The organism is Lachnoclostridium sp. An14, from assembly GCF_002160755.1.
Lineage (GTDB): Bacteria > Bacillota > Clostridia > Lachnospirales > Lachnospiraceae > Lachnoclostridium_A.
Window position 1 is genome coordinate 1 of record NZ_NFLE01000025.1, and the last position, 25,797, is coordinate 25,797.

The following is a 25,797-nucleotide window of genomic DNA, read 5'->3' on the forward strand; positions in this document are numbered from 1 at the left end:
AGCACATTATCTAGTTTCAGACAATGTTTTTTTGACGGTTACAAAAAATCCGCCGAATCGGTTTCCGCAAAATCCAACGGCGAAATTCCGTTGTCTTTGCCGGACCGCTGTGATATGATGACCTTATCATTACGAAAGAAAGGAAACCGATGCCATGCAGCTGCAGGAACTATGGAAAAAATATGAATCCTTCCGCCATTTCAATGTTTCCGTACTGCCAGACTCCATCCAAGCCCAGGGCGTGCGGATCACCTACCCGCCGCGCTCCGTGATCGTGAGCCGGGGAGATTTTCCCGACTACATCTACTTTATCGAGGAAGGAACCGCCCTGGGCACCAGGGATTACAACGACGGGAACAACTACCACTATTTCCTCATCACCCGGGAAAACGGAGCCCTGGGCCTCCTGGAGGTGCTCTCCCACAATCCCCGCACAGTGGCCACCATTGTGGCCAGCACGGAGGTGACGGTGTTGCGGGTAAGTTCCGCCGTGATCTACCAGCATATCATGACCTGCCCGGAAACCCTATACAGCTGCCTTCACATGGTGGCCTGCGACCTGTACCAGCGGTCGGGAAACGACGGGATCCTCTACTACCAGCGGGGCATTGACCGGGTGCGGTACTACCTGGTGCAGTACTACGACCTCCACCAGGCAGACGGCGGTTCCGTCCTCATCCAGCCGGACTACCAGACCATCGCCAGCAACATCGGCGTCAGCGTGCGCACCGTGGTCCGCGGCATCCGCAAATTAAAGGAGCAGGGGGAAATCACCTCTGTCCGGAAGAAACTCTCCGTCTCCCCCGGCCAGTACCAGACCATGCTGGAGGCCATTCTCCCTCTGCTCCGCGAATAGGGTTCTCCGAAACGATCCCCCATCCATCCAATTTACGTCACCAGCACCTCTTTCACCCCTCCCGCCAAGGCCAGGGCCTTCAGCTCCTCCATCAGCTCCCCGGAGGGCTCTTTCGTGGAGGAAAAGCTCTCCCGCACGCCGTAGCGGCGGAACCGGATCAGCTTGTAGCGGACCTCCGGGTAGGGGGCGATCAGGCTGGCTCCCAGCCGCACCGTCTCCCGGTTGTCCACCAATTCCGGCACCACCACAGTGCGGATCTCGTAGAGCTTTCCAAGCCTTGCCGTCAGGCGGATATTCTCCACCGCCGCGGACAGGCCTCGGCCGGTGAGGGCTATGTGGTCTTCTTCCGTCCCGGCCTTTAAATCAATCATCGCCTTGTCCGTCACCGCCAGAAATTCCTCCCGCCCCGCAAGGGGCACCTGGCCGTTGGTATCCATGTAGGTGGTCTTTCCCGCCGCTTTCACCAGACGGTAAAATTCTGTGAGAAAATCCAGGTAGAGGCCGCACTCCCCTCCGGAGGTGGTGATGCCGTCGGTAAAGGGGAAAAAGGGACGTACCTGTTCAAACAGCTCCTGGGGCTCCAGATTCCGGATCTTCGGGGAAGAAAACTGCCTGCAGGTGCGGATGCAGGTATCGCAGTTTACACATTTCTCAAAATCGTAGCTCACCGGCCCGCCGGGGCGCTCCTGGGAGAGAGCCCCCACGGGACAGGCCGCCACGCAGGCCCCGCAGCCGCCGCAGAGATGGATGGTCTCCGGGTTGTGGCAGTAGAGGCAGTCCTGGTTGCAGCCCTGGAGAAAAATGGCCGTCCGGTTGCCAAAGCCGTCCACAGCGGAAAAGGGAATGATTTTATTCACCGGCGCCGTCAGCCTCATTCCTCCCCACGCACCTTTCGGTCCAGAAGATGGAGGTTTTTGTTTACGCCGGAGCCGTTTACGGTGGCCTCGTTCAGGGTCATTTCCTCCCGCTCAAACTTCTCGATGTCGGACCGTTTCACCAGATAGCCCGTCACCCGCACCAGGTCCGAATTTCCAGAGTAAAAGGACAGATACCGGGCGCCGGAGGCAAAGGCCCCCTTCAGGATGTCCATCAGATACCTCGGATTGTTCTTCACCGTGCTGTCAAAGGGGAACAGCTCCCCGCAGCCCGCGGCGCAGTGGCGGTGCATCCGAATGAAGTTTAACAGCTGGTAGGGCAGATCCGGCTCCTCGCCGATGGGGATCCGCCCTCCGGGGGTGGAATCCGTATCCTCCATAACCCCAACCTGGGCGTGAAGGCCGTAGGTTCCGTAGGCCGCCGGGCGCTTGTCCAGCTCCTCTTTGATGCGGTTCATAATAGCCTCGCCGAAGGCGTCCGCCTTCTCCCCGTGGCCGAACCGCTCCTTCTCCTCTGTCAGGCCCAGCATCCCGTTGACGCACTCCGCCAGTCCCACGTAGCCGAACATTCCCACCATGTGGTCCCGGTCCTTTTTGATCAGGCCTTCCCGGTATAAGAAAGTGTTCTCATAGTAGCTGCAGTCCTCCACGATGAACCGGCAGCGGCTGTCAATGGCGTCGCATACCGCCGTCACCGCGTCCGGGATCACCCGGTCCAGAAGGTCCTCCGGGCTCTTGGCTAACTCCGGCAGGCGGTTCATGTTTAAGCGCACCAGAGTCAGGCCGCAGCCGCCGATGGGCAGAGTGTTGTAGCAGCTGACCACCGCGTAGTTTCCCATGTCCCGGCGGTACAGGGCGTCATTGGCAAAGCTGGGTTTAGCCGCCGTCATGGCCGTGTCCAGGGCCGCTAACAGATAGTCCTCCGGGGTGTCCTCCCGCCACAACAGGGTCATGTTGGGACAGGGGCGCTGCATTTCCTTTGTCAGCTTTAAAATGATCCGTCCCGCCTTCGTATCTCTCGGCCCCAGATTGGCGTGGCAGAAGGCGTTGGAGATGGTGCGGTCCACGTGCACCAGCAGGAAACGGATGGCCTTTTCCGCCTCCGCCTCGTCCGTCACAAAGGGCTCCAGCAGCTCGTCCAGGCAGCCGATGTACACCGGAAGACCGCCGTCCGCCGGGATGTTGTGGTACAGGCACAGAAGGTTCCCCACCGCGTCCCAGATGTCCTTCGGCGGCTCCAGCATAAGGAATTCGCTCCCCTGCTTGAAAAACAGCTCATAGTCCGGCACGCAGTAGCGGGTGCGGTAGGGGGTCTTGCCCTCAAACATATCCATCATGGCCCCGTTTTCAAAGTACTCCCTGGACTTTTCCGTGTACTCCACCAGCTCTATGGAATTTTCCGCGATCTTGGCCATGTCCTTCAGCCTTTGATTGAAGGTGACCTTCGGGTTTTTGATGGTGTAAAGAATGTCTTTTGTCATATCCTTGGTCGGCATATTCGATGTCCTCACTTTTTCTATCAGATGTGCAGATTATTTGTAACCATTTTTGTTCCAGCAGGAACGAAAACGTCTCTTAAAATGGAGAAAAGGCCGCGCAGAACCTCCGCGCAGGCCTTTTCCGGTCTATGAATGTTTCGCCCGCCTGTAGGCCCGGATGGAGAAAATGGCGAGGCCCGCCAGGGTCGCGCAGTAGGGGATGGTCTTTACCAGGTCGGAGGGCCATCCCAGGGTGGCCACGGCGTTTGACAGGGCGTCCGCCACGCCAAAGAGCAGGGAGGTAGCCGCCGTCCCCAGGGGATGCTGCTGGCCCATGGCCTCCGCCGCCAGGGCGATCCAGCCGCGGCCGCTGACCATATCCCTGGAGAACCAGGAGACGTAGCCCATGGACATGAAGGCGCCGCCAAAGCCGCACATCACGCCGCTGATGATCAGGGCGATGGCCTGGGTCTTTACCACGCTGATGCCCACAGAGTCCGCCGCCTCCTTCTTCTCTCCCACCGCCCGGATGTGCCAGCCGAGAGAGGTGCGCTTTAGCAGGAAGAAGGTGAACACCACTGACAGGATCGCCAGGTAGGTGAGCACGTTGTGGCCGGAGATGGCCGGCCCGATCACCGGGATGCTCTCGATCACCGGAATCGTTACGCTGGGCAGTACCTTGCTGGCCAGGGAAACGCTGGTGCCCTTGTCGTGGGCCACCAGATACAGGAAAAAGATGGTCCCGCCGCTGGCCAGGCTGTTGATGGCGATGCCGCCTAAGATGATATTGGTCTTGTAGTACAGGGTGAAAAACGCCAGCACGGAGGCTGCCAGCACCGCGAACAGCACGGCAAACAGAAGGCCCGCCACAGCGCTGTCAAACAGGTAGCTGAAAAACATTCCCGCGAAGGCGGCAATGAGCATCATCCCCTCCAGGGCGATGTTTGGCACTCCCGCCACGTCGGAGACCACCGCGCCCATGGACGCAAAGAGAAGGGGCGTGGTCACCCGGAGGATGGAGTAGAAAAAGTCCGCAGTAAATATGAGATCCGTAAACGCCTTCATCCCTTCACCTCCTTCTCGATCCAGTTCTGTTTATATTTGTGCAGGAAACGCTCCGCGGAGATCAGCAGAATGATAATACTCTGCAAAATGGCGATCATTTCCGTGGGAATATCGGAGGTCCGGTTCACCAGGTCGGCGCCGATGCGCAGATAGCTGACAAAAAACGCCGCTCCGATGACGCCGATGGGGTTGTTGCCCGCCAGCATGGCGATCATGGCCCCGTCAAAGCCGTAGCCGGGCAGGGCCGTCCACTCAAACCGCTTGTGCATTCCCAGGCACTCGATGATGCCGCCCATGCCGGCGATGGCTCCCGCCGCCAGATGGACGATGATAATCACCTTCGTCACGTTGATGCCGGAGTAGCTGGCGAATTTGCCGTTATTTCCCACCATGCGGATCTCGTAGCCCCATTTGCTTTTAAATAGGAAGATATACGCCAGAACGGCGCAGCCCAGGGCAATGAGGAATCCCACGTGGATCCTGGTGCCGGGCAGAATGTTGGCCAACAGGGCGTTGGTCCTGTATTTATAGGAAACTAAGGACGCCACCTTCGGGTCCCGCATCATATTGTTTAATAAGTAAAGGCCCACTCCCAGCAGGATGTTGTTCATCATCAGGGAGGTCACCATTTCACTGGCCCCGTACTTCGCCTTTAAGACGCCGGGCACCAGCATCACCGCCATACCGGTCACCGCTCCCACCATGATGCAGACGATGGGAAATGCCACCGGCGGCAGTTTCGGCCAGATGGCCATGATGGAGCCGGTGATCCCGGAGATGAAGAAAATGCCCTCCGCCCCCAGGTTGAACAGGCTGGCCTTAAACAGGATGGCCATGGACAGGCCGGAGAAAATCAGGGGCACTGCCGTCTCCACAATGTTTCCCAGATACCGCTTGGAGGAAAACGGGCGGAGAAGGAAGATCTTTATGGATTCCACCGGCTGGTCGCTCACCAGTAGGATGATCACAAAGGCCACCAGGATGGCCACCAGCATGGAAACTGCCGTTCTTATTATGGTAAATGACCGCTCTCTGCTCATCCTCTCGCCCTCCTGATCTGTTCTTCGCTGTGGCGCTTAAGGCCCAGCATATAAAGGCCCAGCGTTTCCTCGTTTAATCCCTCGGTGCTGTCAAAATAGGCCACGATCTCGCCCTCGTACATCACCGCCACCACGTCGGACAGCTTTAACGCCTCGTTTAAGTCCGCGGAAACTAACAGCACGGCGCAGCCTCTGTCCCGCAGCTCCATGATTTTCTTGTGAATGATGTGGGCCGCGCCGATGTCCACGCCTCTGGTGGGCTGCTCGGCAATGAGCACCTCCGGCTCGTGGCTGCACTCTCTGGCCACCACCACCTTCTGCATATTTCCGCCGGAGAGCATTCCCACGTTCTGCCGGTTTCCGGAGCAGCGGATCTCGTATTCCCCGATGTTTTTGTCCGCGAACTCCTGAATCTTTTTATAGTTTAACAGCCCCCGGCGGCAGAATTCCCCGGTGGCGTACCGGTTGGAAACCATGTTCTCGGCGATGGATTCCTGACCGGCGATGCCCTGGTCCATGCGGTCCTCCGGCACGTAGCCAAACTGCATATTCCGGATCTCCTGGATGGACAGCTTTTTTACGGATTTCCCGTTCAGAAGGATGTCGCCCTCCCGGATGGCCCGTTTCTTCGTCATCAGGTCGATGAGCTCCACCTGGCCGTTTCCCTGGACGCCGGCGATGCCGAAAATCATGCCGCCGCGGACGCCAAAGCTCAGATCCTTTAACACTCTGACCTGGTTGCGGTCGGTGTAGGAGAGTCCCTCCACCTGGATCCGGATGTCCCCCGGTTTCGGGGCCGTTTTCACAATGGTGGTGTCCATCTCACAGCCCATGATCAGGCTGGAAATCTGCTGCTCCGTCACATCCTTCGTCTCATAGCAGCCCACGGAGCGGCTGGCCCGCATCACCGTGATCCGGTCGGAGATCCGCTTGATCTCCGGGATCTTGTGGGAAATGAATACGATGGTGTGGCCCTGCTCCTTTAAATGGATCAGCTCGTCAAAGAGCTGGTCCGTCTCCTGGGGCGCCAGCACGGCGGTGGGCTCGTCCAGAATCAGGATTTCCGCTCCTCTGGCTAAAGCCTTTAAGATCTCAATCTTTTGTTTCACTCCCACCGGCAGGGTGCGGGTGACGGCCTCCGCGTCCACCTCCAGATTGTACTTTTTGCTGATCTCTCTGGTGAAACGCACCGCCTCCGCCTCATTGACAAACATCCCCTTTTTCGGCTCCATGCCCAGGATGATGTTCTGGGCCGCCGTGAAGGACTCCACCAGCATAAAATGCTGATGCACCATGCCGATGCCGTGGGCGATGGCCTCCTTGGAGGAGGAGAACCGCACTGGTTCTCCCCGCAGCAGGATCTCTCCTGAGGACGGCGGCTCCATGCCGAACAGGATCTTCATAAGGGTGGATTTTCCCGCCCCGTTCTCTCCCACCAGGGCATGGATCTCCCCTTTCTTCAGGTTGAAGTCCACATCCCGGTTGGCAGCGATTCCGTTGCCGTAGATCTTCGAGATGTGTTTCATTTCCAAAATAAAATCTTCCATCAGGATACCTCCGTACTGAGATTACGGGCGGACAGCCTCGCGGATCTCATTTACCTTTTCAGTGGTAATGCCGGCGGTGGGGGTCATCTCTACCTCCCCGGCGATTACCTGCTGCTTTAACTCCTCTACCTTCGCCCGGTCCTCCTCGCTTAACAGGTTCTCATAGAACTCGTTCTCCGCGATGCCAACGGCGCCTTCCGCGATTCCGAACACCTCTCTGGTGCCGTAGGGGATCTCTCCCTTCATGGCTCTGTCCACGGCGCTCACCGCGTTGTCGGAAATGTTCTTGATGGCGGAGGTGATCACCACGTTTGCCATATCCGGCTGGGAATCCTTTAAAGCCTCGGCCTGGTCAGAGTCCACGCCGATGGCGAATTTCCCCTGCTCCACAGCCGCGTCGATCACGCCCAGGCCGGACTGTCCGGCGGCGGCAAAGATCACGGAAAGGCCGGAATTGTAAAGCAGAAGGGCGTTTTCCTTGCCCTTGGCCGTATCCGTAAAGCTGCCTACGTAGGAGGTGGCTACTTTGATGTCCGGGTTGATGGCCTGGGCGCCCTCGATGTAGCCCACCAGGAACTCATTGATGCCGGGGATGTCCATACCGCCCACGAAACCGATCTTGTCCTCTCCAAGCTCCTGGGCCTTTAAGGCGCCGGCAGCTCCCGCCAGGAAACTCATCTCGTTGTTCTTCGTGCCCATGATGTAAACATTTGCCGGCGGGTCCGTAAGCTCGTCGTCCAGGTTGATGAATTTCTGATCGGGATACTCCTCCGCTACCTGCACCAGGGCGTCGTCGTTGTTGCTGGAGATGGTGAGAATCAGGTCGTAGTCCTGCTCGCACATATCCACCAGGGCCGGATAATATTTGGAGGTGTCGGTGCCGCACTCCACGTATTCCACTGTCACGCCTAACTGCTCCTTGATGGGCTCGATGGAGTTGAAGGCCCCGTCAAAGAAGGATTTGTCTCCCAGGTTTCCGGGGATCATCAGTCCCACCCGGTACTCAGACGGATCGGCGGCCTCCGCTGCCTCTCCACTCTCCTCTCCCGCCTCCGCGGCCGTCTCCTCTGCCTGGGTTGCTGCCGTGGTCTCGTCCTCCGGCTCCGGCGCTCCGCAGCCTGCCATCAGGCTGGCTGCCATACTCATAGCCAGTAATGCTGCTGTCATTTTTTTCATAGGCTCTCTCCTCCATAAAAATGTGATGATTTAGATGCTTTATCGAAAGCCGCGGCCGCGGCCTTGGATACTGTAGATTCCGTAAGGCTCCGGCCTTAAAACCGGCTGTCCAGGATGGCGAAAAACCGCTCCAGATCCACCTGATCCGCGAACCGGAAGTTTCCCTCGATCTTCGGGGAAATCTCGTAGTAGTTGGAACGGTCCGCCATGGTGCCTCTGGTGTAGGTGCCGCAGAGCTCCACCGCGAATTGCCCGCGCCGCAGGGAAACCACCTGCCCGTCCAGCAGACAGGCGATCAGCAGCACATCGTGGAAGGTGACGGGATAGCCGGTAGCCTCCTGAAACCGCTCCACTCCCTCCAGAAAATAGTCCATGCAGGCATCGCCCCGCTTTTTCCAGGCGTCCAGCCGGTCTCTGCCGATTTTTAAATACTTCGTCACATCCAGGCCAAGCATCACCAGATCGTCCACCGTCTCCAGAAGGATAGCGGCGGCCTCCGGATCGCAGATAATGTTCCACTCCGGCCGGGAGCTTAAAAACGCTCCGCCCATGGCGATGACCTTCGCCTTTTTCATCCGCTCCGGGTCCTTCATGCAGGCCATGGCCAGGTTCGTCATAGCCCCCATTCCCAGTATCACCAGGTTTTCGTCTTTCTTTAACTCCTCCAGGATGAAATCTTCCGCCCGGATGCCCGTTTCTCTCTCTGACGGCCCGCGACGCTCTCTTAAGATCCCGTACTGGATGGGCTCCTCCTTCTCGTCAAACCTCCGCTCCACGATAGCCCGGCCGCAGCCGGCCACCACCGGGATGTCCTCCCTGCCGTACAGGCTTAAAAGCTCCCGCACCATCTCCGCCCGCTTTTCCGTGTCCTTGTACACCGTGGTCACTCCCACCAGCTCCAGCTCCGGACACCGCAGCGCCAGCATAAACGCCGCCGCGTCGTCCACATCGTCTCCCAGATCGGTGTCGATCAGGATTCTGGTCTTTTCCATACGTTTCGTTCCTTCCTGCAAAATTCACAACTTTTTTTCTTTGTGACAGGGTTTTATAAACATTTTGCTTATGGTTTTATAAGTTATTCTAATCAGTATTCCGTTCTCTTTAATGTGGATTATAATATGGAGGAAATGAATTCGTAAAGGACAGGTGTCCTTTTCTCTGGGGGAAAATGGGAAAATTTAGAATTTTTTTGTAAAAGAATGGGAGATACCGCTTTCGAATGGGAGATACTGCCTTCGCGGCAAAAAAATATCAGGACGGCGTCCGCTTCATCGGTTCGCGAAGGCTGTCCTGATATTTTTGGGGTTTTTAGTGATTTTTTGTGATTTTGTTTATATTTCTGTGGTTTTATGGATATTTTCTGGATTTGGGGCGGCATTTTGGAAGGATTGGTGGTGTTTTGGGGGTTTGATGCCGTCTCCCGCCGGCCAGATGCGGATGCCGTCCAGAGCCAGATGGCTGCCCTGTCTCACGGAGACGCCCACGCAGCCGTTGGAATAGGGCCCTGCTCCATGGGGAGAAACCAGCTCTGCCGTCTCCTCCCCTTCTCCCGTTTCTCCCGTCCGCGCCCAGGCCCGCAGGGCATTTCCCGCCGCCTCCACGGTGACAGTCACCGGCCGGCCCCATTTCCAGGGAAAGGCCGTTTCCGCCAGCAGATCATAGCCGCTGCCGTCCGGGCGGCTCCTCACCAGTCCAAACCGGCCCCCTTCCAGCAGGGCCGCCCCGCAGGATCTAGTTCCGCCCTGAACCCGCAGGTTTACCCCGTGGAAGTTCCCGCAGATGGGGGTAAAGACGTATTCCGCCCGGTAATCCCGCCAGTCACAGCCGCCGGTGTACAGCTCCCCGAAATCGGCGCAGGAGAGGTGAAGGCGGCCCTGCTCCAGCCAGGCGTCTCCCTTCAGCCTGGTAAACTGGCTGATCTCTGTGTGCCCTCCGGGCCACACCTCGGTCTGCTCCCGCCCGCAGTCTAACCTGTAGTCTGCCTGGCCGGAAAAGGAAAGGTCATCCACCATTCCCACAAACTCAAACCGCTCCAGCGCCCGGCCCTCCATTCGGAAACAGAACCCGGCCTCCCCCAAAAGGGCGTCCGTGCCGCCGGGGATCTGGAACCGGAGCCGTTTCCACTCTCCCAGCCCCAGAGAAATCCGCTCTCCCTCATAGATCTTCCCGTTTCGAATATCCTTCCCATACAGGGACACCTGGGCGGGTCGGCCGTACTCCGGCAGATATACCCACCCTTCCACCACCTGTCCCGGATAGAGAATGGGGGAAAAGGCCGGGTCGTAGCGGCTGTCCGTAAAATCTTCCGGCCGGTAGTAGGTCTGATGGTACAGATAAAGAACCTCCCCCGGCTCCATGGGAGCCGCCACGAATTTCAGGGAACGGCTGCCGGACGCTGCCGTCTCCTCCGTGTTTTCCAGGTAAAAATGACGGCCGTTTCCTGCGTCTCCCGGACCGTTTCCCGACTCCGCCCGCAGACGCATGGCGTGGGTGGAACCGGGAAATTCAAAGTGGAACCGCCGCTCCCCGGAGAGGGCCTCCCGCCAGCCCTCCGGGATCTCCTCCCCGTCCAGGGCATAGGCCAGCCTGGCGATGTAGGCGGCGGAGCCGGGAATATCCTGGATGTTATAGTAGCCCAGCACGCTGGAGGAGATAAGCAAATCTCCCACCGGCTGCCGCCATTTCCTTCCGATGGCGGAAAGGCCCAGGGCCACCCCCAGAATACAGGCCACGTTTCCCACGTTGCAGTCCGTGTCCCAGCCGCAGAGGTTGCAGATTTCCAGGGTGCGGTCAAAGTCCCCGCCGCCGTAGAGCATGGCCAGGGCCATCACGGCAGCGTTGGGGATGATGTGGCAGACGCCGGGGTATTTGTCATAGCCGTAATGGGCCTTCACGTACTGAAAACATTCCCGCCAGGCCTCTCCTTCCTTCTCATGGCTGTCGTAAAAGGCCATCACCGCCCTCAAGGCCTCCTCATAGCGGCTGTCTGGCTCCACAAAGGAAAGCCCCGTCTCCATCACCTTCCGGATGTCCCTTTCCTCAAAGGCGGCGCTGATGGAGGCGGCCACAAAGGCGGCTCCGTTTAAGCCGTCCCCGTCGTGGGTGACGGAGGCCGCCGCCCGGGCCATCCTGGCTGCCCGCTCCGGGTGTCCGGGATTGACCAGGCCCCAGGTGTCGGAAAAGATCTGGCCGCCGATCTGCTCCGCCATGGTGGAACCGTTCTGAGCCATGCTGCCGCTCTGGGGGGCTGGGATGCCGTTTCGCAGGTTTAAATAGGCGGTGTGCTCCGTGGAAACGCCGTAGCCGCCCCACCAGAAAAACCCGTGCTCGTAGGGGGCGTAGTTTAGCAGGGCCTGGGCCACCGCCTGGGGCGTCGCCTCCCCGCTGTCCTCCAAAGCCCGCAGGAAAAACCAGGGGCCGTTGCTGTCGTCATCGGCGGCAAAATTTTTGTAGGCGGCGGGGTAATCCGGCAGGCGGTCCCCAAACAGGTTCCGGATCTTTTCATAGCTCCACCCTTCTATGGGCGCCCCGTAGCGGATGCCGATGATTTTCGCCAGCCAGCCGCTGTAGATTTTTTCGATATATTCCTGTTTCAATGGGTTGTCCTCCTTCTGGCCGCCCGCCGGGAGGCTTTTATGTCGCTGGAAACGCAATTTCTCTAAACAAAGAAGTCTGCGCAACCAGCCGGAGGCTTTGTGTCACAGACACAAAAACGCTCCCCCGCGGGCGTATTCTTCCATCCGTTCCACGTCCTGGTCCGTAAAGCCGAAGGCCGCTTTGGCCAGGGCGATCTCCCGGGGCAGGGTGGTGGCAGATACGGTGCGGTTGTCCGTGTTTAAGGTGACGTGCACCCCGGCGTCGTAGAGGCGGCGGATGGGGTGGTCTTTTAAGGACGGCGCGGCCTTGGTCTGGACGTTGCTGGTGATGCAGACCTCTAAGGGGATCCCGTACCTTGCCAGCTCATCCATCAACCGCTCATCCCTGGCAGCGGCAATCCCGTGGCCGATCCGCCTCGCTCCCATATCCAAAGCCTTTTTCACGCTGTCCGGCCCGTCCGCCTCGCCGGCGTGGATGGTGTAGGGCAGGCCATAGCGGGCGGCCCTGGAAAACAGGTCCCGGAACATCCCCGTATCGTAAACCTCCTCCGCTCCCGCCAGATCCACGCCGCAGACCACGCCTCCCGCCAGCAGGCCGGCCGCCAGCTCCAGAGTCTCCAGATTGGCCCTCTCACACTCCGGCCCCTCTCCTCTCATGCAGCAGAGCAGAAGACCTACCCGGATGGCAGGAAATTCTTTCATCCCCCGCTTTACGCCGCGGATCACTGCCTCCGCCGCCTGGGCCTGGGTCATGCCCTTTTTTGTGGAAAGCTGGGGGGCAAACCGAAGTTCGCAGTAGGTCATCCCCTCCTTCGCCAGTTCCTCTGTGAGTTCCCAGGCTACCCGCTCCAGGGCGTCCGCCTGCTGCAGACAGGTCATGGGAAGGGCAAACCGGGAAAGGTATTCTGATAAGCTGCCGCAGGGCACCGGCGCCTCCATGAGTGTCCGCAGTGCAGAGACATCCGCCGCAGGCATGGGAAGTCCCTGCTCCGCCGCCAGCTCCCAGATGGTCTCCGGCCGCAGGGATCCGTCCAGATGGATATGTAATTCTGTCATGATCGTCCTCCTGTGTATACTGTGGTTGGCCGCGGAAAACGGGCGTTTCCAAGGTCAAAAATCTTCTTGCAAGCAGGCTTGCATCGGATTTTCGACCTTTTGCCCCTGGTATCCCAAAGAAAGAAAACACCGGGAATGCCGCCCGGTTCCGCCGCAGGAAAATAGAGATAGCGTGTAGTATATCACGTTCTCCCGCCTTTGAAAAGCCCTTTCCCTCATTCTTCCAGCCGTCTGTGACAGTTCGGACACTCCTTTGGAATGGGCCGGTATCCCGCCAGGAAATGGCCGCAGAACGGACATCTGACCCTGGCAAAATAGTATCCCATACCGGCTATGACCGTCAGGAATCCCATCCACAGCCACCCATTCAGCTGATACTCCCCCGCCGTCCCCGCCCCGATCACGGCAAACAGCGCCCCGTTTCCCATTATAATCCAAGAAATGACCGCATTTCGTTTCGGATTCTGTTTTCTCATGTCTCCCACCTCCGTCAAAGCTGCCAGGAAATAGACCGAAAACCCGGTCACCGTTTCAAAGCCCCTGCCATCCAATGATAGCCATCGCCGTCCCCGCCGGAATCAGCGTCAGATAACTGATCCCGTTAAACATCGTGAAATTGTACGTATTCGACGCCTTTCATTTTCTATCTTTCTGTAACCATAAACCGTTGAAGTTTTTCTTGTATATTGTCGGTTCCCTTTATCCCTATCATTGGAATCTGAATGCTTTCTTGTAACAGCCGGTGAGATATTTTTTCTATCAATAGCCCCATTCCATTGACTTCCGCATTATTGTCCGATGTGGTTTCCACACCGCAGTTAGGAGAACGGTTTGCTCCGACCATGCCGGCAATTTCAAATCCATATTTTTTATATTCTATGATTTGCTGTACTATGTAATCAGCCATTCTCTCCAGTTTTTCATTCGGGCTGCCGCTTTTCATTGCCGAACGTATTCGTGTATTCTCTACCACTACAGGACTGTCAATACCGTGAATATTTCCCCGATCAAGTCCTAAGCAGCAAAATTCTGGACAAGGCATCTGTACAATACCAATATCAGCATTTAAGAAATAATCAATAACATCTCTAAATGCCGCCGGATAAACCGCCGTTCCATCAGAAATGGAATTTTGATTCAAAAGACAATGGGCGATAAAAACAACTTTTTTACTTCTCCCGTCATGAAACATATTACACCTCACAAATTCTTTTTTTCTGTTTTTCCTTCTTGAACCATGTCCCCGCGGCCTTCCTTTTAAGCTCCGCCCCCGGCAAAACGCCGCATCGCTCCATTCCGCAAGCGGAACAAACACCAGGACTAATCATATTTGGAAACAATATCCTCCGGACGGACGGCGGTTTCATCCCGCACCCACGTTTCGTCCTCGTACCGATAGCAGAATACGCCCACATCACCGGACTGCGTCCAGATATTGTAGCTGTCGCTCTCCCAGCATATACCCCAGAAGTCCCGCGCCCGCGCCGGAATAAAGGAAAAGATCTCTTTTTCACGACTGGCATCCAGAATGGTGACTCTCACATACCTCACCTTCGTGGTGCGGGAATATTCTTCTGTCTCTACGGTCTGTACCGCCACATATTTTTTATCGTAGCTGTATGTATCTTCCGCAGTGAAGGAGCCCCAGTTGGATTTTGGAGGTTCCTCTGTGCGTTGGGCGCATCCGGACAGCAGGCAAATTTGCAGCATCCAGACTGCCATTATTTTGAAAAATGCTCTCATCACCGGCGCGGCCTCCTGTTTTGATTCATTCCTCTGGTTTCCTTAGTGGTGAACGTGGAATTATCAATCTGATTCTATCCGGCAATGCAGTTCATAACCACACTGATCATCATCTCTTTTTCTTCCGGATGGGATTCGGCAATCATAATTGTCAATGCAACCAGAGTATGGTCATCAATCAGCTTTTTCCCTTCGCAAAACAGTACGCCGTTTTTATCCAGGAAATATAAAAATATCGTTGCGGCAATTCTTTTGTTTCCATCACTAAAGCTATGATTCTTGGTAATGAAGTACAGAAGATTCGCTGCTTTTTCCTCCAGAGTCGGATAAATATCCTGCCCGCCAAAACTTTGATAAATGTTTCCGATGCTGCCTTTAAAAGATTCATCTTTTTCGTTTCCAAACAAAGCAGAATCCTCCGAAAATTTCATACTGTCGATTACATTTCGGCATTCCTCATAGGTAAGGACATAAACAGCCTGGTTTCCTTTAGGGCGCCGCATAGACTGATGATCGTAATCATCCAGTAAATCGAGCGCAAGGCTGTACCGTTCAACGACGGATAATACTTGCGCTACATCAAGGTTATTTTCTGCACGTTTCATAATCTGTATCACCTCTCCCAACTGGTTGATTCGATTATGATTGACTGCATAGCCTTTCATTATGTAATTTCTCAAAACAGAGTTTGCCCATTTGCGGAAGGCGATGCCGCGCTTTGATTTAACTCGATAGCCCACAGATATAATCATATCAAGATTATAATGCTCAACTTGATATGTTTTCCCATCATCAGCAGTTGTCGCAAATTTTGCGACAACTGAAGAATCCAGTTCTTCCTTTAGAACATTGTTGATATGTTTGCCGATCGTTTTAATATCTCTATCAAATAATTCTGCCATTTGACTTCTTGACAGCCATACCGTATCCTGTTCAGGAGAAACATTGACTTTTAATTCCAAATTATCATCCTGAAATAATACAATTTCATTTTTCATCATACTAAGAGCTCCTTGATAAGTCCTCTATCTTTTTGAACTTATGCTCAAAAAGGATCCCCCGTTTCGCTGGGTCAACTTCCAATTTGATTCGTAACCTTATTATACTCCTCACAACCGCCCAAGAACAGTCCCCATTGCAATACCATACGCCTAATCGCCCTACGATTCTGCCACATCGGCCCCCATCCCGCCGTCCTCTTACGGAAATACCCGCTCCACACAATGCTGGATCACAGACTCCATCTGGGGCGATACCCACTTGTTGCGGTGGTACAGGAGCTGTTTCCACACCTCGATCTCAAATTCCTCCACATCCAGAAGGACCAGTTTCCCCTCCGCCGCCCTGCCGGCTGTGACGTAATCCGGCAGAAGGGAAACGCCAAGATTCTGCTCCAGCAGCGAACAGATCAAATCTGTGTTCCCAATCTCCAGAACCGGCTGAATCTCCACAGACATCTCGGCCATCCGTTCATCCAGGAGACGGCGGTAGCTCATCCCCTTCTCCGTCAAAATAAAGGGGTGAGACAACAGATCCCGAATGGACCGTTTCGGATTCCGGGAAAGGGGATACCCGGCCCCCGCCACGAAATGTACGCCTACTTTTTCTTCTTTTACGATCACATACTCCCGATTGTAAATATGGCTGTCCAAAGTGAGGACAAGGTCCACCTCGTTGTGATCCACGAGACGAAGCATCTCACCGGTTCCGGCCGTGATGATCTTTAACGCGATCTGAGGATACAAGGTTTCAAAGGAAACGTAACTTTTCCCGAAAAACGAACTGCACAGGGAATCGGCCATAGCCATTCTTACGTGGCCGCGGACGGCGTCTGTCTCCTGCATCGTTTCCTTCAGCTCCAGGGTCAGCTTGTTGACCTTGTGGGCGTAATCCAGCACCTCCCTGCCTTTCTCCGTCAGGGCAATGGTGTGGTTGACCCTCTCAAAAAGAGGAAAACTCAGCTCACGCTCCAGCTGCCTGATCTGGAACGAAACGGTAGACTGGGAAAATCCCAAGGTTTCCGCCGCCTTCGTAAAGCTGTTCAGCTCGGCTACATAAATAAAGGTGGTTAAATTCTTAATGTCCATTTTGTCACCATCTAATTTTTCGATTTATATGATTATAATTATCAATTTTACAAATACTTTGTTCTATTATATACTATGGGACAGAGAAACTCAAACAGAAAACAAACGGAACACAGAGCATAGAGAGGGACAAATACGATGGAATTTTTCAATGCGGCCGTACAGGCAGTGGTACAGTTTTTTGAACAGATTTACGCCATATTGTGGGGAGATCTTGTCACGCTTCCCCTGCCGGGCGGAAGCCAGCTTGGATTATCGTTGCTGGTCATCATCCTGGTGCCTGCCGGCATCTACTTTACCCTGCGGACAAAATTTCTGCCGTTCCGCCTTTTCCCGGAAATGATCCGGGCTGCGGTGGAGGACAAGGGCGTTTCGGAGACAAACGGTATTTCCGGCGTGCAGGCCCTCATCGTATCCACAGCCACCCGTGTGGGTATGGGCAATCTGGTGGGCGTTGTATCCGCCATCTCCGCAGGGGGAGCCGGTGCCGTTTTCTGGATGTGGATCATTGCCCTTCTCGGTTCGTCCACTGCGTTTGCGGAGGCTACCCTCGCCCAGATCTACAAGGAAAAAGATCCCCTTTACGGCGGATTCCGGGGCGGCCCGGCCTACTACATCCACGGGCTCTTTATCACAAAACGTGGGAGCAGACGGAAAAAATCCATCCTCGCGGTGCTCTTTGCCCTCTCCGGCCTGCTCTGTTGGTGCGGCATCAGCCAGGTGATCGGAAACTCGGTTTCATCGGCGCTGGAGAATGCCTTTCACATTCCGCCGCTCTATTCCACGATGGTACTGGTGGCTCTGGCAGCGGTGATCGTGCTGCGGAAAAACGCCACCGTGAAAGTGCTGGATATTATGGTTCCCGTTATGGCAGCCCTTTACCTGATCATAACCATTTTTATCATTGTGACCAACATGACACAGATTCCGGCTGTCTTTGGCAGAATCTTTGAGGAGGCCTTTGGTTTTCGCCAGGTGGCCGCAGGCGGCTTTGGGGCTGTGCTGATGAACGGCGTCAAACGGGGACTTTTTTCCAATGAAGCCGGCTCCGGTTCCGCACCCTGCGCGGCAGCGGCAGCGGATATTAGCCATCCGGCCAAGGAGGGACTTCTCCAGGCCCTGGGCGTCTTTATTGATACGCTGATCATTTGCAGCTGTACGGCCATGATCATGCTGCTGGCTCCGGTGGAGCTGACTGGTGGGCTGGAAGGCATGAACCTTTTGCAGACAGCCATGGAGTATCATCTCGGAGAGTTTGGAACGGTGTTTATCGCGGTGATCCTGTGGCTTTTCAGTTTTTCCACCTTCATCGGCGTTTTATTCTACGCCCGCTCCAATGTGGCCTACCTTTTCGGCGATCAATGGAAATACCAGACCATGTACAAGGTTCTGGCTCTTGTAATGCTGTTTATCGGCGGGCTTGCCGCTTATTCCTTTGTTTGGGATCTGGGAGATGTGGGGATTGGACTTATGACCATCTTCAATATGATCGCCCTGGTGCCCATGGCGACAGAGGCGGTGGAATCGCTGAAGGATTATGAAAAAAATGGAAAAGGGAAGAATCTTTGACCATAAATTCCCAGCAAAAGCAGCCGATCGTCTCCGACCGGCTGCTTTTGCTGCCCATAATCCCCGAAAATCAAGTCTGATGCCTGTTTAGGAAAACAGCTCCGGTTCATTTTCAATTAAATCCTCTGCAAGATATTTATAGTCCATATTTTCGATGCCATACATTCCTTGCTCGATCTGCTCTGCCAGCCTACTCTGATAGTATATGTGCATCGCCTGACGCAATTCTATATGTTTCCTTTCCGCAAGATACTCGATAATAGAGGTTTCTAAATTTTGTTTGTAAATATAATCAATATTTCTTTTATCACTCATTTTTTCACCTGATACGACTTTTGATGTCTTATTATTTCCGTTGTTCCATGATACAAAATCATACGGCGACTCCTTTTTCTCTGACAAAATCTGTAATATCATCAATTAGATACTCCATTCCCAACGTATGAAGTGTGTCATAACACATAAATATATAGTCATCTAAAATGTGCGTCTTATAAAGGATACGGTAAACATCTGCCGGAGACTTGTTCCAACGGTCAGCCAGATTATGAATAAGAGAAATACTAAATTGCAATTCCTTTTTTGTACACAATATCAATCGCCCCTTTTATAGCATTTGCCAAAAATTCTTCCTTGATAACTTCTTTTTATTATACTCCACGCTTTGTTCTATGTATAGAAAAGTACATTCATGATTTGTAACATCCGGAGCTGTCATATCAAGCATTTTAAGCACTCTCTCCCTATTTCAACCGCTCGTTCAAGGCTATCTGCATAGTGCATATAATCCGATATATCATGGTAATCAAACCAATCTGAGCCCATATACTCATCTGTTATCTTTTTTTGTACCCATATTTCATAAGAGTTGGGGTTACGATATACTTCAAATCGAAACTCTCTATCATCAGAATATTCTTGATAAACCATATCCTTTCTCATACTGACACCCTTATCCATTCCAATTTCTTTCACTGCCCCCTTCTTGCCCCGCTGCGCAAAAAGGATCCCTCACTTCCCCCGGCCCATTCCGCTTTCTCTTTCCCCCTTCCGATCCGCCCCGAAATACTTCACAAAATAATATTTGTTCCACTTCTCATTCTTCCTGTCTCTCCTGACAAACTCCAGCTCAAACCCCAGCTTTTGATAAAAAGAAGGGGCCTGATATTCATAGGTAGTGAGACTGATATGGCTCAGGCCGGCGTCCTGGAAATCGTCCTCCACCGCCCGGATCAGGCGGCCGCCAATCCCTTTTCCTCTCCAGCCCTCCTTCACCACCAGTTCACTGATATGAACCTCCGAAACGCTGCAAAACCCTGTAACTGCCCCAACCACTTCCCCCTGCTCCTTCGCCGCGAACGCAAAAGGCGTGCGGCAAAACGCGACTCCATACTTCCGTTCATACCCCTCAAATTCTGTCTGGATAAAATCCTCCAGCTGCTGATCCCTGACTGTCATACAGATATTCATTGGTTTCCTGCCTTCCTCCCTCAAAACAGCTCCTACATCGGCGTCCCCACCTCAATCAGATTGCCGTCCAGGTCATAAAACCGGATCACCTTCTGCCCCCAGCTGTGGGTCATAAGGCGGTTGACGTAGGAAATGCCGGGGTACAGGGTTTCCAGCTTTTTTACAAACCCTTCGATGTCCCGTTCTTCAAAATACAGCTCACAGGAATGGTTTCGCGGGATCACGTCCTTTCCCAAAAATGATCTCCAAATCTTCTCATCCTGGAGCACAAGGCCTTCCGTTAAAATCATATTTCCGTCGTTGTCCAGCACCAGCTCCAGACCGAACAGGTCGTGATAAAACCGCCTCGATTTCTCAATATCCTTCACAACAATCAACACATTCTTTAATCTCATTTTCCATTCCTCCTGTCTGACCAGTCTCATAAACGGGCCCCTGTAAATAAAGGAGAATTGCAGGCAAAGTCCGAATCGTCCCCGCTAAATTCGGTCAAAGATTCCGCAACCTCCGGCTGCGGTTCCGCCAGAATCCCATATAATTCCGGACGCCTGTTTTTCAGGTTCTGATATTCCCGTTTTCGGAATTCCCTGAGCATATGGATGTCCAATTCCCCAAAGAACAATCCCTCCGACTCATCCGTCTCCAACACGCAAGTATCCCTTGGCTCCGACCGTTCCGGCTGGTAAATCACGCCGTCAAACAGGGTGGAATGTCCGTTGCAGCCCAAGTGGGGGGCCGGATAATTGCAGGTGGCGATGGCCAGCATATTTTCATAGGCCCGGCCCCGGAGCTGAGATAAGCGGTTCACCTCCATGGGACAGGCGTTGGGCACAAGCACCAGCTCCGCCCCTTTCAGCATCAGGATTCTGGCGCTTTCCGGAAACTCTCGGTCATAGCAGATCATGGAACCGACCTTGAGGTTTCCCTTGGCCGTTTCCAATTCCGCGGCCACAAACTCATCCCCCGCGCACAGGACGCTCTCGTCATCCGTCTCTCCAAAATCGCAGATATGCACTTTGGAATACTTGTAAACCGCTTTTCCGTGACGGTCATAAAGACAAATCGTATTTTTCGGCCTGAACTGCCCGCTTTCCAGGAAAGTAATGCCAACCGCCAGCTTTAACTCCTTCGCCAGCTCCCCATAGCGGGCCGCAAACTCCCCATCCGCGGAAACGGCAAGGGCGTTCAGCTGTTCCATATCGTGAGGGATCCGATACCCACAGTTCCACAGCTCCGGAAACAAGGCAATATCCGCCCCCTGTTCCTTCGCCTCTCTGCAATACCGAACCCCTTTTTCCATGGTTTTCTTCATGCTCTCACAGGGGAGCAGCTGGAGAAACGCAATCTTTATCATAGGATGAACACTCCTTTTAGATCCAACTTATTTTTTCATTTGTCCCGTCCATGATAAATGGGAATCCATCAGTCATACTTTTCAATATGAACCGTGGCAATGGCCGATGGATTCGGCTCCCCGGTGATCAAATCCTGAGGGGCAGGAACCAGCATCATAAACCCGTCCTTTCCATACCGTTTTTCATAGCCCTGGGCGTATGTTTCCTCCACGGAAATATGCTGTACCTGTCCGATGACCATGGACGTAATCCCTGCTCCGCTCAAATCCCGCGTTTCCTTCAGGGTGCACTCCATATTGATAAACGCCTCCTGTATCATAGGGGCATGGATGGTCTTGGCATGGACAAGGGAAAAATGGCCTGCGGAAAACTCATCCGTTTCCTCATCGTTATGGTGAATGGTGGCTACCAGCTGATCGTAAGCGCTTATGGGGAGAAAGTTGATGCAAAAGCACTGTTCTCTCTGGATATTTGCATACGTATGGGTGTGCTGATAAAGATTTCCCATCACCGCAAAAAACGCTGTCTTATCGCCATGAAAACAGCTCCAGGAGTGAAAACAGACATTGGGCTTTCCATTTTCCTTCCATGTGGTAATGGCAAACAACACCGTGGGAATGCCAGCCGTTATTTCAAAGTGTGAAAACAATTCAAATTCCTCTGGGTACGCGGGTTGGAAATACTGCGGAAACTCTTTTCCTATACTGATTTTCATTTCATGCGCCTCCTGACCGTTTTTCATTTATCGTTCAAGCCCTAAAACCTCATAATACTCATCCCTGTACTGAATTTGATTTTTCTTTTTCAGCCTTACAGATACTTCATCCATCCAATCCATTTAGACACCACCATTTCCAGTTTTTCCTCTCCCTCTTTATCTCCCATTCTACCACAATTCCCCAGCCATTGAAATGGCCGTTTCTCTCTCATCCCTGTCTCGTTTCTGTCTCTCGTTCTGGAAGAAATGTACGAGAACGTCATGTCCCGTTCCCATGCTGGAAAATTTTCCAGGTATCTTGTAAAACAGCTCTGCATAATATGTTATAATGCCGATAGGCAAGAAAAGATAGTAGCATCCAAATGATGCAACAAAATCGAACACCCCAGAGGTCGCGACTCTGGGGTGTTCTTCTCTCTTTATGCAGTTGAGCATCTACAGGCTGGTTACCGACTATTTATCGCCGTCCAACCATTTGTTGATGAGGTGGCAAGCCGCCCCGCCGTCACCGGTACAGCGGCATCACCTGCTCCGGGGCGATTCCCAGGCGTTTTGGGAAATGCTGGGGCCGCCGCTCCTTGGGGATCCGCCACCACACCGGCCGGGAATCCGGGGCGGCAGTTTCGTAGCGAAACTTTAAAATCCACTCGAAGGGTTCCTCCATCTCCCCCTCCAGCACCACCGCCCCGCTGTTCCTCTCCTCCTCTGGGGAAAAATAGTGGGCGCGGATGCCGATGGCGCAAAGATCGTCCCTTAAGGGTTCCTCCGTCTCCAGACACAGCCCCCAGGCCGGCACCTCCGCCAGGTGTTCCCCCGCCTTTCTCGCCTCCACAATGTTCTTGCAGCCGGTGAGCACCGCTCCCTGGCGGCTGCCGGGGCTGCGAAACATCTGTTTCACCGGCCCTTTTCCCAGGATCCTGCCGCGATCCATCACCGCCAGGCTGCCGCACAGGCGGTAGATCTCGTCCCGGTTGTGGCTCACCAGCAGCACATCCTTTCCAAACTCCCGCAGCCACTCCTGCATATCCGTCTGAATCTGCACCCGCAGATAGGCGTCCAGAGCACTGAAGGGCTCGTCCAGCATGAGGATTTCCGGGCTCCCGGCCAGGATCCTGGCCAGGGCCACCCGCTGCTGCTGGCCGCCGGAGAGCTGGGCGGGACGGCGTGTTTCCAGCCCCTCCAGTTTCATCCTCCCGATCATCTCCGCAGCCGCCTTCTTTCTGCGGCGTTTGTCCTTTTCCCGGTGCAGGCCGCAGAGGATGTTCTGCTCCACAGTCATATTGGGAAACAGGCCGTAATTTTGAAACAGGTAGCCCACCCGCCGCTCCTGGGGCGGAAGGTTGATACCGGCGGCACTGTCAAAGAGGGGGACGCCGTTTAACACGATCCGCCCCTCGTCCGGCCGGACAATCCCGGCGATGCAGCGCAGGGTCATGCTCTTTCCGCAGCCCGACGCCCCCAAAATCCCCAGGATGTCCCCGTCCGTCTCAAAGGCGGTCTCCAGGCGGAACCCGCCAAACTCTTTTTTTATGTCCACTGACAGGCTCATAGCCGCCTCCTTCCCGCCGCCCGCTCCTTCGACTCCAGCATATTGACGGTCAAAAGCACCACCGCGGAAATGGCCAGGTTGATCATCACCCAGATGAAGGCCCCGCCCTCGTCGTTGGTGCGCCAGAGCTGGTAGACGGTGGTGGAAATGGTGGCCGTCCGCCCCGGCGTGTAGCCGATGAGCATACTGGTGGCCCCGTACTCTCCCAGGGCCCTGGCAAAGGCCAGCACCGTTCCCGCCAGAATCCCCTGGCGGCAGGCCGGCATCCGGATGCGCCAGAAAATATAGGTGTTGGAAAGGCCCAGGGTCTGGCCGGAGTAAGCCAGGGTCTCGTCAAAGCTCTCAAAGGCCCCTCTGGCCGTCCGGTACATCAGGGGAAAGGAAACCACGGCCGCCGCCAGGATCCCACCGTACCAGGTCATGGTAAACCGGATCCCGTACTGGGCCAGAACCATCCCCAAAGGCCGCCTGGCCCCAAAGATCAGCAGCAGAACATACCCGCACACCGTGGGCGGCAGCACCATGGGCAGCGTCAGCACCACATCCAGCAGCCCCTTCACCGCCCGCGGCAGCCTGGCGGCATAGTAGGCGGCAAAAATTCCCGTAAAAAACACCGCCACACTGCTCACCGCCGCGATCCGCAGGGAGTTCCAAAGAGGGTAAAGATCCATGATTCCTCCTTATTCCACCGGAGAAAAGCCCACGTTTTCAAAGACAGCCATGGCCTCCTCCTGGCTCAGATAGTCTAAAAATGCCTTCGCCTCCTCCGGGTGGCTGCTGACCTTGAGCACCGCCGCCGGATAGATGACCTGGCCGCACATTTCCGCCGTGGCGTAGTCCACCGGGGACAGGCCCGCGCTGAAGGCGTCTGTGCAGTACACCACGCCGCAGTCCACGCTGGCCTCGGTGATCTGGGTGGTCACCTCTTTTACGTTGGTGCCGTAGGTGATCTTCCCGGCCTTTGCCAGCTCCTCCTCGCCCAGGCCGTAGTAGGCCAGGATGTTCTGGGTGTACTGACCTACGGGAACGTCGCTGTTTCCCATAGCCATGAGAATGTCCTCACCGGTGAGAGCCTGGGCCAGTCCGTCAAAGCTCTCGATGCCCGCCGGATTCCCCTCCGGCACGCAGAGGGTGACCCGGTTTTCCAGAAGGTCCAGCCTGGTGGTCCCGTCCACGAAATCCAAGCCGTCAGTGTTCACGCCGGCATCCGCCTGGATGTCCAGCTGATCCATCTGTTTCTGACCGGCGGAGATAAACAGGTCGCAGTCCGCCCCCTCCTCGATCTGGGTTTTTAAGGTGCCGGAGGAATCAAAGTTGAAGGTGAGAGTCACGTTGGGGGCCACCTCCTTGTAGAGGCCGGCGATCTCGTTTAAGGTCTCCGTCATGGAGGCCGCCGCGAACACGATCAGCTCCGTCTCCTCTCCTTCCGCCGCCTGGTTTGTCTCCTCCTGGGCGTCAGCCGCCTCTCCGGCGGAAGGGTCTGTCTTCTGGCTTTCCGCCGCAGCGGAAGATTTCCCAGCCTCCCGGCTCTCCGCCGCAGCGGTCTTCTCCGCCTCCGGCCCGCCGTTTCCTCCTCCGCAGGCCGCCAGACTCAGGCTGCCCGCCGCCAATGCCATCGCCAACACTGCCGCTGCTCTCTTTTTCATCATTCATTTCCTCCTTTGAATGCTCCTCTTTCCCCCCGTCAGCGGGCGCAGTCCTGCACCCTGCCCCGCAAAAGCCCCATGGCGTGGGGGATGGTATCCAGAAACACATCCATGGACTCCTGACAGGCCTTGGGACTGCCGGGCAAGTTGATGATCAGGGTCTTTCCCCGGATCACCGATACCCCCCGCCCCAGCATGGCCCTGGGGGTGATGTTCATGCTGGCCGCCCGGATGGCCTCGGCGATTCCCGGCGCCTGGCGGTGTGCCACCGCCAGGGTGGCCTCCGGCGTGATGTCCCTGAGGGAAAAACCCGTCCCACCGGTGGTGAGAATCAGATCCAGCTGCCGCTGGTCCGCCAGACGGATCAGGGTTTTTTCCAGCCGTTCCCGGTCGTCCGCCAGCAGGATGGTTTCCACCACCTCATAGCCGTTTTCCCGCAGCCTGGCGGCGATGGCGGGGCCGCTCTCGTCCTTTCGCTCTCCCGCCGCCCCCTTGTCTGACAAGGTGATCACCGCCGCCTGCCAGGGAAAGGGCGTCTCCCGCTCCAGCACCTCCACCCGGTCGCCGACGCGGATGATCCCGCCCTTTAATACCCTGGCAAACACGCCCTCCCTGGGCATGATGCAGTCCCCCACGGAGTGGTAGATGGCGCAGTGGGTGTGGCACTCCTTTCCGATCTGGGTCAGCTCCAGCACCGCCTCCCCTATCCCGATCCAGCTTCCCACCGGCAGACGCCTAAAATCTATCCCCTCCGCCACAATATTTTCCCCGAAGGCGCCAAACTCCACCTCGGCCCCCCGTTTTCGGAAATCCTCAATTTTCTCCAATCCCAGAAGGCTCACCTGACGGTGCCAGTTTCCGCCGTGGGCGTCCCCCTCGATCCCGTACCCCTCTAACAGCCTGGCCGTCTCCACAGGATGCTTGGCCGTCCCTCTCCGTTCCGATATGCAGATCGCTTTGATTTCTCCCAT

At 55.3% G+C, this 25,797-nt stretch carries 28 protein-coding genes; 3 read left to right on the forward strand and 25 right to left on the reverse strand.

The features are described from left to right. Both B5E84_RS20860 and B5E84_RS13535 read left to right on the forward strand, forming a co-directional pair. The coding region (locus tag B5E84_RS20860) for a hypothetical protein (RefSeq protein WP_204248589.1) at positions 1–186 on the forward strand (186 nt) is incomplete at its 5' end. Further along, positions 155–856, forward strand: a complete 702-nt coding sequence (locus B5E84_RS13535) for a Crp/Fnr family transcriptional regulator (protein ID WP_087223636.1) — start codon at positions 155–157, stop codon at positions 854–856. The genes B5E84_RS20860 and B5E84_RS13535, both read left to right, overlap by 32 nt. 32 nt (positions 857–888) lie before the next feature. Here the strand turns inward: B5E84_RS13535 and B5E84_RS13540 are convergent, their stop codons facing one another. The 14 genes from B5E84_RS13540 to B5E84_RS13605 form a co-directional block, all read right to left on the reverse strand. Then, positions 889–1,731, reverse strand: coding sequence for a YjjW family glycine radical enzyme activase (locus tag B5E84_RS13540; RefSeq protein WP_242963376.1), 843 nt, complete (start codon positions 1,729–1,731; stop codon positions 889–891). Beyond that, positions 1,728–3,227 (reverse strand): YjjI family glycine radical enzyme, encoded by a 1,500-nt coding sequence (locus B5E84_RS13545; protein WP_087223638.1) that lies wholly within the window; start codon positions 3,225–3,227, stop codon positions 1,728–1,730. Before B5E84_RS13545 ends, B5E84_RS13540 begins: the two co-directional genes overlap by 4 nt. Before the next feature lie 129 nt (positions 3,228–3,356). Continuing rightward, a complete protein-coding gene (locus B5E84_RS13550) occupies positions 3,357–4,274 on the reverse strand; it encodes an ABC transporter permease (protein WP_087223640.1) in 918 nt (305 codons plus the stop codon). Further along, positions 4,271–5,314: an ABC transporter permease gene (locus tag B5E84_RS13555; protein WP_087223642.1), complete on the reverse strand. Its 1,044-nt coding sequence runs from the start codon at positions 5,312–5,314 to the stop codon at positions 4,271–4,273. Before B5E84_RS13555 ends, B5E84_RS13550 begins: the two co-directional genes overlap by 4 nt. Next, positions 5,311–6,861 (reverse strand): ABC transporter ATP-binding protein, encoded by a 1,551-nt coding sequence (locus B5E84_RS13560; protein WP_087223643.1) that lies wholly within the window; start codon positions 6,859–6,861, stop codon positions 5,311–5,313. Before B5E84_RS13560 ends, B5E84_RS13555 begins: the two co-directional genes overlap by 4 nt. A 21-nt stretch (positions 6,862–6,882) precedes the next feature. Beyond that, positions 6,883–8,037, reverse strand: a complete 1,155-nt coding sequence (locus tag B5E84_RS13565) for a BMP family ABC transporter substrate-binding protein (RefSeq protein ID WP_087223645.1) — start codon at positions 8,035–8,037, stop codon at positions 6,883–6,885. Between the two features lie 95 nt (positions 8,038–8,132). After that, positions 8,133–9,029, reverse strand: coding sequence for a nucleoside hydrolase (locus B5E84_RS13570; protein WP_087223647.1), 897 nt, complete (start codon positions 9,027–9,029; stop codon positions 8,133–8,135). Positions 9,030–9,368: 339 nt separating this feature from the next. Continuing rightward, the gene (locus B5E84_RS13575; RefSeq protein WP_087223649.1) at positions 9,369–11,633 is read right to left on the reverse strand and encodes an ADP-ribosylglycohydrolase family protein; all 2,265 of its coding nucleotides are present in this window, start codon (positions 11,631–11,633) and stop codon (positions 9,369–9,371) included. A gap of 102 nt (positions 11,634–11,735) precedes the next feature. Beyond that, positions 11,736–12,689: an adenosine deaminase gene (add, locus tag B5E84_RS13580; protein ID WP_087223651.1), complete on the reverse strand. Its 954-nt coding sequence runs from the start codon at positions 12,687–12,689 to the stop codon at positions 11,736–11,738. A gap of 215 nt (positions 12,690–12,904) precedes the next feature. After that, positions 12,905–13,165, reverse strand: coding sequence for a hypothetical protein (locus B5E84_RS13585; RefSeq protein WP_087223744.1), 261 nt, complete (start codon positions 13,163–13,165; stop codon positions 12,905–12,907). Positions 13,166–13,332: 167 nt separating this feature from the next. After that, positions 13,333–13,881: a CD3072 family TudS-related putative desulfidase gene (locus B5E84_RS13590; RefSeq protein ID WP_087223653.1), complete on the reverse strand. Its 549-nt coding sequence runs from the start codon at positions 13,879–13,881 to the stop codon at positions 13,333–13,335. Positions 13,882–14,009: 128 nt separating this feature from the next. Next, positions 14,010–14,432, reverse strand: coding sequence for a hypothetical protein (locus B5E84_RS13595; protein WP_087223654.1), 423 nt, complete (start codon positions 14,430–14,432; stop codon positions 14,010–14,012). A gap of 74 nt (positions 14,433–14,506) precedes the next feature. Next, positions 14,507–15,433: a virulence RhuM family protein/type II toxin-antitoxin system death-on-curing family toxin gene (locus tag B5E84_RS13600; RefSeq protein WP_330374263.1), complete on the reverse strand. Its 927-nt coding sequence runs from the start codon at positions 15,431–15,433 to the stop codon at positions 14,507–14,509. Between the two features lie 198 nt (positions 15,434–15,631). Then, on the reverse strand, positions 15,632–16,519 hold the full coding sequence (locus tag B5E84_RS13605) for a LysR family transcriptional regulator (RefSeq protein WP_087223656.1): 888 nt from the start codon (positions 16,517–16,519) through the stop codon (positions 15,632–15,634). Positions 16,520–16,657: 138 nt separating this feature from the next. On the opposite strand from B5E84_RS13605, the gene B5E84_RS13610 reads away from it, so the two are divergent. Beyond that, on the forward strand, positions 16,658–18,088 hold the full coding sequence (locus tag B5E84_RS13610; protein WP_087223658.1) for an alanine/glycine:cation symporter family protein: 1,431 nt from the start codon (positions 16,658–16,660) through the stop codon (positions 18,086–18,088). An 87-nt stretch (positions 18,089–18,175) separates the two neighbouring features. Here B5E84_RS13610 and B5E84_RS13615 read toward each other — a convergent pair whose 3' ends face one another. The 11 genes from B5E84_RS13615 to B5E84_RS13670 form a co-directional block, all read right to left on the reverse strand. Next, positions 18,176–18,505: a hypothetical protein gene (locus B5E84_RS13615; protein WP_242963377.1), complete on the reverse strand. Its 330-nt coding sequence runs from the start codon at positions 18,503–18,505 to the stop codon at positions 18,176–18,178. Next, positions 18,462–18,686 (reverse strand): DUF3791 domain-containing protein, encoded by a 225-nt coding sequence (locus B5E84_RS21415; RefSeq protein WP_334293417.1) that lies wholly within the window; start codon positions 18,684–18,686, stop codon positions 18,462–18,464. Before B5E84_RS21415 ends, B5E84_RS13615 begins: the two co-directional genes overlap by 44 nt. 116 nt (positions 18,687–18,802) lie before the next feature. Continuing rightward, complete coding sequence (locus tag B5E84_RS13625) at positions 18,803–19,063, reverse strand: hypothetical protein (protein ID WP_143469233.1); 261 nt, start codon at positions 19,061–19,063, stop codon at positions 18,803–18,805. 36 nt (positions 19,064–19,099) lie between these two features. Further along, on the reverse strand, positions 19,100–19,558 hold the full coding sequence (locus B5E84_RS13630) for a GNAT family N-acetyltransferase (protein ID WP_087223664.1): 459 nt from the start codon (positions 19,556–19,558) through the stop codon (positions 19,100–19,102). Positions 19,559–19,590: 32 nt separating this feature from the next. Further along, positions 19,591–19,953 (reverse strand): VOC family protein, encoded by a 363-nt coding sequence (locus B5E84_RS13635; protein WP_087223666.1) that lies wholly within the window; start codon positions 19,951–19,953, stop codon positions 19,591–19,593. Positions 19,954–19,979: 26 nt separating this feature from the next. Beyond that, positions 19,980–20,912, reverse strand: coding sequence for a carbon-nitrogen hydrolase family protein (locus tag B5E84_RS13640; protein ID WP_087223668.1), 933 nt, complete (start codon positions 20,910–20,912; stop codon positions 19,980–19,982). A 68-nt stretch (positions 20,913–20,980) separates the two neighbouring features. Continuing rightward, positions 20,981–21,628 carry a flavin reductase family protein gene (locus tag B5E84_RS13645; protein ID WP_087223670.1) on the reverse strand — a complete coding sequence of 216 codons (648 nt, stop codon included), beginning with the start codon at positions 21,626–21,628 and terminating at the stop codon, positions 20,981–20,983. A gap of 508 nt (positions 21,629–22,136) precedes the next feature. Next, positions 22,137–23,180, reverse strand: a complete 1,044-nt coding sequence (locus B5E84_RS13655; protein WP_087223674.1) for a sulfate/molybdate ABC transporter ATP-binding protein — start codon at positions 23,178–23,180, stop codon at positions 22,137–22,139. Beyond that, a complete protein-coding gene (gene modB, locus B5E84_RS13660) occupies positions 23,177–23,851 on the reverse strand; it encodes a molybdate ABC transporter permease subunit (RefSeq protein ID WP_087223676.1) in 675 nt (224 codons plus the stop codon). Before modB ends, B5E84_RS13655 begins: the two co-directional genes overlap by 4 nt. A 9-nt stretch (positions 23,852–23,860) precedes the next feature. Next, a complete protein-coding gene (modA, locus tag B5E84_RS13665; protein WP_330374264.1) occupies positions 23,861–24,829 on the reverse strand; it encodes a molybdate ABC transporter substrate-binding protein in 969 nt (322 codons plus the stop codon). Positions 24,830–24,864: 35 nt separating this feature from the next. Beyond that, a complete protein-coding gene (locus tag B5E84_RS13670) occupies positions 24,865–25,797 on the reverse strand; it encodes an MOSC domain-containing protein (RefSeq protein ID WP_087223678.1) in 933 nt (310 codons plus the stop codon).